Origin of the sequence: Microlunatus endophyticus, from assembly GCF_014646195.1 — a bacterium.
Lineage (GTDB): Bacteria > Actinomycetota > Actinomycetes > Propionibacteriales > Propionibacteriaceae > Microlunatus > Microlunatus endophyticus.
This window is the reverse complement of record NZ_BMMZ01000022.1, coordinates 24,920-30,948: the sequence shown is the minus strand read 5'-3', so window position 1 is coordinate 30,948 and position 6,029 is coordinate 24,920. Positions and strand designations below refer to the sequence as shown.

The window sequence follows — 6,029 nt, the reverse complement described above, 5'->3', positions numbered from 1 at the left end:
GAGCGGGTGTTTGTGAAGCATCCGGTCAGTGATGACGAGCCGGTGGATAGTGGCGTGCAGTGGTTGACGGTTGTGGCCGACAATGTCGAGGCGGTGATCGGGCAGCCGGCGCCGGAACCGACTGAGTCGGCGATCTGGACGACGATGCCGACGTTGGCCGCTACCGCGGGCGAGTTGGTTCGGCAGCAGGTGATGGGAACGGAGCTGTTCCGGCTTCTGGATGAGCGGGCCATCAATCTCAATCCCGAGTTGGCCGGTTTGCAGGCGATGTGGTTCAACGACCGGGTCAGCCGATGACTGACGCTCCGCATTCGGCCTCACCCTCGGCCTCACCCTCGGTCTCGCACTCGGCGGTGATCGAAGTAGTCGGCCTGTCGAAGGTGTACCGAGGGAGGACGCAGCCGGCCAATGATCACATCAGCCTGAGCGTCGAACGTGGCCAGTTCCTGGGCGTGTTCGGCCCGAACGGGGCAGGCAAGACCACATTGGTCAAGCAGTTGGTCGGCTTGCTGCGGCCAACGTCGGGGGCGATCGTTCTCGACGGCGAGGATGTGGTTGCCGACCCGGGCAGTATCCCGTTGAAGGTTGGCTATTACGGCCAGAAGGTTGCCGCGTTGCGACACCACACGGCTCGCGAGGTGTTGGTGTTCACGGGTTGTCTGCGGGGCCTGAGTCTTGCTGAGGCTCGATCGCAGGCCGGGCAGGTGATGGATCGCTTTGGTATGGGTTCTCATGCGGATCGGCGGTTGAGCCGGCAAAGTGGTGGTGAGCAGCGCCTCGCCGTCTTGCTGAGCACATTCATCGGCACGCCGGAGATTCTGGTGTTGGATGAACCGACGAACGAGCTGGACCCGGCCCGTCGGCGTGTGTTCTGGGATTTCCTCCGCGAGTATGTCCGGGCGCGGCGGGCAACTGTTGTGCTGACGACTCACAATCTGACCGAGGCAGAGGACGTCATCGACACGGTGGCGTTGATCGACCAGGGTCGGCTGGTCGCCAACGACACCCTCGGCGCGCTGAAGCGACTCGCCGACGACCGGATCCGGCTAGAGCTTCGTCTGCGACCCGGGATCGATCAGGGTATCGAGCAAGCCCTTGAGACGATGGAGGGCAGCGTCCAGGTCCAGCCTGGCCGGTGGACCGTCCTGGCTCCTCGAGAGCGCGTCGATCAGTTGGTGCGGTTGTTGATCGACTCGGTCGGCGGGGAAGGCATCGACGACTTTCGCCTCGTCACCCCATCCCTGGAGGATCTCTATCTTCAACTGACCGCGAACACTCTGCCGCACCACGGGAGGTGAGGATCGACCATGTTGAATATGCCCAAGCCGATCACTGACTTCTGGTGGCTGCTGCGCAGTCAACTCCTGGTCCTTCGGGACCAGTGGTACTGGTATCTGGTCCAAGCCTCGTTCGTACCGGTCAGCATGCTGATCTTCTTGTGGTTGTTAACCGGTCGTCACGATCCGAGCGTGATGCCGGTCTTCGTGATCGGCAGCCTGGTCAGTGGCCTGAGCTTTGGTGGCATGCTCTCCCTCGGCCAAGAACTCGGCGGAATGAAGGACCAGAACGCGTTTGAACACTACGCGGCCCTGCCAATATCCAAACCGGCATTCGTGGCAGCGATCGCCACCCGCGGGATGTTGCTGGCCCTGCCGTCAGCGATCGTGATGCTGACGATTGGGGTGGCCGCCTTCCAGATGACCGTCACAGTCCCGATGATCGTGATCATGGTCATCTCTGCCTATGCCCTCGCCGGGTTCGGCGCGATCATCGGTTTCGTCAGCCCCAACGCGCAGGTATCGAGTCTGGTCACCCAGATCCTGCAAACGATCATCCTGAACTTCGGGCCCGTCTACATCACGATGACCGACCTACCCACAGCGCTGCGCTGGATCGCTCGGCTGTGGCCGACCACCTACTCAGCCGAGGCCCTCCGGCAGGCTGCTCAACAGCGACCATTGGCCGAGCTCGCAATCCCAGTCGGAATACTCCTCGGATTTGTCATCGCGTCACTGATCATCGTGCCGACGCGCCTCAGCTGGCGACACCGATGACCAAGCCCACCCGTCACGGGACGCTCCAGGCACTATGCGGTCGATCATCAGGCGTGCCCAGCCACTGAGGTGGACCGGCACCAGTAAGGACGCGAGCTGCCCGGTAAGGGGACCTTCCCGCTGAATCACCGGGCACCTAGCGATCCGCGCGGGCCTGCCCGGTGCAGGATCCGCTGCGGGCAACTACCCGGTCGCGGCTGTGGCGATCAGGTGTGGGCTGACGCCGAGCAGTTCGGGAACTCGTTCGATGACGCGGGCCGCATTGAGGAGGACATTCCAGGCAGTCGTATCGCCGGCGCGTGCTTGCATGTCGGCTGCGGATAAGGGCAAGCCCTCCACGCCGACAAGGTCATCGAGGTGTAGGCCGGCTTCCGCGATTTCGTCGGCGAGGTCGGTGGGGCGGTGGGTGTAGCCGAGGAAACCGTTGGGCACGACCGGCGGAAGGGTTCCGTCATGTTCGACGTCTGTGAGCAGAGAAAGGAATTCGGGGTTGTGTTCGTAGAGCCGTTCTTGGAGGACGCCGTCCAGGCGTGGTGCCCAGCGGGAGATGGCTGCGATGAAGATCGGGCTGACGGGGCGGCTGATGCGTCGGGCTTCGTGCAGGGTTTGGATCCGGTCCGCACGTTCGGGCAGGTGGTAGAGGGGACCGAGGAGTAGGACTGCGTCGACCGAAGCGTCCGGCAGGTCGACGTCGCGGGCGTCGCCGGATGCGGAATGGATAGCCGGATGGCCGATGGCTTGGAGCTGGCGGATGTGGAGGTCCATGAGGTCACGGTGTTGCACCGTGTAGCCGAGTTCGGCCAGCCAGATCGAGTATCGTCCGGGTCCGCCGCCAATGTCGGCAACGACTGCTGGGGCTGCTGGGAGCCGCCGTTGGATGATCTCCTTGGTCCGGGCGAACTCGAGGGAGCCTTTCGGCCCGGCAAGTCGGTCGCGTTCCTTGCCCTGCTCGTAGTAGGCCCTCATCTGGGCATCTTTGGTAGCCACGGGTTTGAGCCCTGCCGCACTCGGCCGGGCTGATTCACCCCATTTGGTGAGCGACCAACCTGTTGGCAGCCGAAGTTCGCGCCCGGATCTCAACCGATGCTGTCCGGTGAGGGATGGGTTGCGCGACACCGATTCGACGCTCAGCTGGGTGCCCGGTGAGGCTGCCCGCTGATCTGCCGGTGGCGGGCGGTGACGGGCGGCGGTCGTCGAGGTCGGCCAACGAACGGCTGTCGGGCACTTTGGCTCGGTCCGCGCCGAGATTGGCCGGAATGATAGTGGTTCTTGGCCGGAGTCCTGCTCCGGCGTGACCGGTGGGCCGTTACGGTGATGCCGTGGCTCCTCCGTTTGCTGAGGTCGCGGCGACGCATCAGCGGTTCCTGCGCCTCATTCCTAGCCTGTCCGACTCCGAGATTGCCGCCGCGTCGCGGCTGCCAGGGTGGACTCGTGGTCATGTGCTGGCGCATCTGACTGATGCAGCCCGTGCTCGAGCGCGGCTGATCGAGCATGAGCTGCGGGGTGAGCACGTGGAGATGTGGGCCCCGGGTGAACGTAATCGGATCATCGAGGAGACCGCTGGCCGGAGTGCCAGCCAGCACGAGGAGGCGTTCGCGGAATCGGCGATGAACCTGGAGCGGGTGTGGTCAACCGTTCAGGACTGGGACGCTTACGAGACGACGGTGTTCACCCGGTGGCGTGAACTTCTGGTCCATCTTGTCGATCTTGATGTCGGTGTGGAGCGCACGGAGTGGGAGGACTCGTTCGTGATCCACGTGCTCGATCTGTTCAGCCGGCGGCTGCCGGACGGTTCCGCGATCCTGGCCGGCGACCTGAGCCGTCGATGGGGCACTGGGGCGGTGGTCGCCGCTGGTGGTGGGCGTGATCTTGCTGCCTGGTTGCTCGGTCGCGAGTCGCCTGTGGTTGGCCCCGAACTTGGTGGATGGCCGACGTACTAAAAGAGCATGGTCCTGGATGACTAGTGCCCGGTGGAGGATCAGCGGGTTGTGAGGCACGAATCGGGGAGAACACTTTTCTGGTTAGGGTCTGTTCGACTGACTCGTCTGGGGCCCCAGTTCGGTGGTCGCTCTAGACGTCGGCGCACCAATCGCGTCCACTGGGCGAGGTCAGGACGACGGAGTTGACGGGGCTCAGGTTGAGACTGTCCCATGAATAGCCGCGTTCACCAGCAGTGGTTCGATAGTGCGGGGTGGCCGTGATCCACGGGAACAGCAGGAACTTGTAGCTGCTTTGCTTACCTGTTCCGTTGTAGCCGGTGCAGCCCGCTGCCAGCGACATGTTGGGATAGGTGTCGGTCTGGTTGTTCAGGACGTAGTGGTTGCCGTGTTGGCCGCTGAGATTGTGGGGTCCATAGCTGTAGAACACGCCTCCCGACTCGGGGTGACCGCCATTCCAGCCCTTGTTCTGCGGATAGATGCATACTGCCCCGCGCGGGCAACCGTGGACGGTGCCCGACGCTGCCTGCGCCGATCCGCTCGAAACCGCGATACCGACAATCGCTAACAGCGTTGCCGCGACCGCCAGACACCCTCGATACATCCGCTTCATGCCGAAACACTATCCGTACCGAGTGTCAACCAACTCGTGTCGGATCCGCGATTCGACCGTCAGCGACGGGCGCTTCGTGGCGTTGGACGTGTCGGTTGCTACTCACTGCAGGCCGTGGTCCAATGGTGGCGGCTCATGTCGTGGCGGGTGTGATCGGCTGTTGAACGGCCGCTCCGTACAGCTCGGCTACTCGGCGCCGGTGTTTTGCTGTCGCGGTCCCGGCCGCAGTGACGCGGTCCCAGGAGTGCATGAGGCCGACCAGTTGTGCTGATACGAGCCATGCCCTCAGCTGCCGGTCGGGCCCGGACAGCCACGCTATCAGCTCGTCGACCAGCAGCGTTCGCATCGTGGTCTCGAGGCGTTCCGGATCTGAGCCCGCCGACTTGCCGCGCAGGCAGGGCTGAAGCACGGGCTAGGCGACGCGCTCACCAGTGGAAGCGCGAGGGAAGTCACCGATACGACCTATGCGCCTGTGACCTCGGCCATCATCCAGTTGCTCACGGCCGCTGAGGCGCGGGGCGATATTCGGCCCGGATGGGACCACTGATAGATGTGTGGGCAAGGCGGGGGTTCGGGTTGGCTAGCGGTGGTGTGGTGCTTGGTGGGTGTGTTCTGGTTCTTGACTCCAGGAGGTTTGTCCGTTGGAGGTTTCTCCGTCCCAGCGGTAGAGGAGACTGGCTGAGGGAGAGCCATCGCTGCTGGTGGTGATTTCGTGGATTTCGTCGACGACGCGGCGAACATGGGTGCCTGCCGTGTTTCTGAGCATCCGTACCTTGATCAGATAGGGCACCCGGGCGGCTACCGATTTGGGAACACCGTTGGTGGCCAGTACCTCGTAGACCTGGTCGACGGTGTCGGCGTGCAAACTCGACGCGAGTGCATATCCGCGGCTGATTAGGTCGAACACGGGTGGGACTTCCGGGCCGGCGAGGTAGCCGGGTCTGCCATGGTGTCCGATTTCGGCGACGAGTAGGTAGCCGTGCCTCTGGGCTGTTGCGAGGGTCGCGAATTCGTGTTCGGTACCGAAGAATTCTTGACATGGGACGCTGGGCGGCACTTCGGCGAGGATTGCCTGGACGGTTGTGGTTTTGCCTGCGTGCTGGGGGAGAGCGTGAACCAGGAACGATTGTCGAGTGTCGGCAATGGTACGCAGGATGTCCGCGCCGGCCGGCGAAATCGTTTGGTTGTTGATCATGTCATCGAGATTCAAAAGATGTCCTCAGAACTCAGTTGTCGATTGCCGGTCAGCTTACGAGCCGAACTCCTCAACCCACCGCAGCAGTGAACCGAGGTTGGCGAGGAACCACGACAGGGCGATGCCCGGTCATGGATTTCGCGCGATCATGGTGCCGATGAGCAGCCTCGGCCAGCCCGATGATCGACCATCATGTGACTGAAGATGGCTCCGCTGTGATGGCACAGCAC

8 protein-coding genes are annotated in these 6,029 nt (G+C 63.2%); 4 read left to right on the top strand and 4 right to left on the bottom strand.

Annotated elements, in window-relative coordinates; translation table 11 throughout:
* The 3 genes from IEY07_RS23720 to IEY07_RS23710 all read left to right on the top strand — a co-directional run.
* Positions 1 to 297 (top strand): phospholipase D-like domain-containing protein (locus IEY07_RS23720; RefSeq protein ID WP_229670610.1); only part of this gene is annotated, 297 nt, incomplete at its 5' end.
* The gene (locus IEY07_RS23715; RefSeq protein WP_188898614.1) at positions 294 to 1,298 is read left to right on the top strand and encodes an ABC transporter ATP-binding protein; all 1,005 of its coding nucleotides are present in this window, start codon (positions 294 to 296) and stop codon (positions 1,296 to 1,298) included. The genes IEY07_RS23720 and IEY07_RS23715, both read left to right, overlap by 4 nt.
* Positions 1,299 to 1,307: 9 nt before the next feature.
* On the top strand, positions 1,308 to 2,054 hold the full coding sequence (locus tag IEY07_RS23710) for an ABC transporter permease (RefSeq protein ID WP_188898612.1): 747 nt from the start codon (positions 1,308 to 1,310) through the stop codon (positions 2,052 to 2,054).
* Between the two features lie 183 nt (positions 2,055 to 2,237).
* Here IEY07_RS23710 and IEY07_RS23705 read toward each other — a convergent pair whose 3' ends face one another.
* Positions 2,238 to 3,020, bottom strand: a complete 783-nt coding sequence (locus IEY07_RS23705) for a class I SAM-dependent methyltransferase (RefSeq protein WP_188898610.1) — start codon at positions 3,018 to 3,020, stop codon at positions 2,238 to 2,240.
* A gap of 353 nt (positions 3,021 to 3,373) precedes the next feature.
* Between IEY07_RS23705 and IEY07_RS23700 the strand changes: the two genes are divergently transcribed.
* Positions 3,374 to 3,994, top strand: a complete 621-nt coding sequence (locus tag IEY07_RS23700; protein WP_188898607.1) for a maleylpyruvate isomerase family mycothiol-dependent enzyme — start codon at positions 3,374 to 3,376, stop codon at positions 3,992 to 3,994.
* Between the two features lie 130 nt (positions 3,995 to 4,124).
* On the opposite strand, the gene IEY07_RS23695 is transcribed toward IEY07_RS23700, so the two are convergent.
* The 3 genes from IEY07_RS23695 to IEY07_RS23685 form a co-directional block, all read right to left on the bottom strand.
* Positions 4,125 to 4,604, bottom strand: coding sequence for a hypothetical protein (locus tag IEY07_RS23695; RefSeq protein ID WP_188898606.1), 480 nt, complete (start codon positions 4,602 to 4,604; stop codon positions 4,125 to 4,127).
* Positions 4,605 to 4,737: 133 nt separating this feature from the next.
* A complete protein-coding gene (locus IEY07_RS24900) occupies positions 4,738 to 5,013 on the bottom strand; it encodes a TetR/AcrR family transcriptional regulator (RefSeq protein ID WP_373288918.1) in 276 nt (91 codons plus the stop codon).
* 171 nt (positions 5,014 to 5,184) lie between these two features.
* Positions 5,185 to 5,799 (bottom strand): hypothetical protein, encoded by a 615-nt coding sequence (locus IEY07_RS23685; RefSeq protein WP_188898602.1) that lies wholly within the window; start codon positions 5,797 to 5,799, stop codon positions 5,185 to 5,187.
* Positions 5,800 to 6,029 lie beyond the last annotated feature (230 nt).

Bases quoted from the DNA above. Each gene is read 5' to 3' on its own strand.
- IEY07_RS23715 (WP_188898614.1), top strand. From the start codon at position 294: ATGACTGACGCTCCGCATTCGGCCTCACCCTCGGCCTCACCCTCGGTC.
- IEY07_RS23710 (WP_188898612.1), top strand. From the start codon at position 1,308: ATGTTGAATATGCCCAAGCCGATCACTGACTTCTGGTGGCTGCTGCGC.
- IEY07_RS23705 (WP_188898610.1), bottom strand. From the start codon at position 3,020: ATGAGGGCCTACTACGAGCAGGGCAAGGAACGCGACCGACTTGCCGGG.
- IEY07_RS23695 (WP_188898606.1), bottom strand. From the start codon at position 4,604: ATGAAGCGGATGTATCGAGGGTGTCTGGCGGTCGCGGCAACGCTGTTA.
- IEY07_RS23685 (WP_188898602.1), bottom strand. From the start codon at position 5,799: ATGATCAACAACCAAACGATTTCGCCGGCCGGCGCGGACATCCTGCGT.